1 protein-coding gene is annotated in these 670 nt (G+C 49.0%); it reads right to left on the bottom strand.

The window, feature by feature from the left end; translation table 11 throughout:
- Nucleotides 1-35 precede the first annotated feature (35 nt).
- The gene (locus DVK06_RS16840; protein WP_121601122.1) at nt 36-287 is read right to left on the bottom strand and encodes a winged helix-turn-helix domain-containing protein; all 252 of its coding nucleotides are present in this window, start codon (nt 285-287) and stop codon (nt 36-38) included.
- Nucleotides 288-670 lie beyond the last annotated feature (383 nt).

Genomic DNA, 670 nt, shown 5'->3' with positions numbered 1-670 from the left:
TGGAGCGGAAGTAGTGAATACATAGTACTGACAAATCACTCTGTAGAGTCAGCCCCGTCCAGCGTTGAAGCGTCGAGTTCTCCCGCGAGATACTGACTTCCCTGTTCGGTGATCTCATAATATCCACGTTTTACCCGAGTGACAAGCCCGTACTCAACGAGGACAGCTAGTCGCCGGTTGACCCCGCTTCGTGATTTATCGATATTGATCGCAATTACCGCTGGCGAGAGAATCATCCCAGAAGTTTCTAGCGCCTCAAGGATCCGTTCATCGAGTGGCAGTTGCATCCACGGTGCTGATTGGCGCACGTCTTAGGCTCCTACACGGCTCTGATAGCCCCGGTAATATATTAGCCAAGGATAACGAATTGAATACAATAAGGTCACTAAATAATGCTATTAGGCGGGGTATTTGTGCTGTTGGAACTAATACAGTACATTAAAGTCACTAATTCATGCTATTTTAAGTTGGTTGAGAACAATGAACACACCATAGCGGACTACTCAGTTCCAATCGTCCGCTTGATGCTATGAGCACGCGTCCTGAATCCCGGCCGCACGTCCAGACAGTAATCGAAGCCATCCATACAGATGCCTTCGATAGCTGGTATCGAGATCAGAAGATCAAACAGCACATGCGTGATGGGCAACCGTGGCGGCACACTCCGGCT

Source organism: Halorubrum sp. Atlit-28R, assembly GCF_003665955.1.
Classification (GTDB): domain Archaea; phylum Halobacteriota; class Halobacteria; order Halobacteriales; family Haloferacaceae; genus Halorubrum; species Halorubrum tropicale.
Note: the sequence above shows the minus strand (reverse complement) of the source record. Positions and strands in the feature narration are given on the sequence as shown.

Bases quoted from the DNA above. Each gene is read 5' to 3' on its own strand.
- DVK06_RS16840 (WP_121601122.1), bottom strand. From the start codon at position 287: ATGCAACTGCCACTCGATGAACGGATCCTTGAGGCGCTAGAAACTTCT.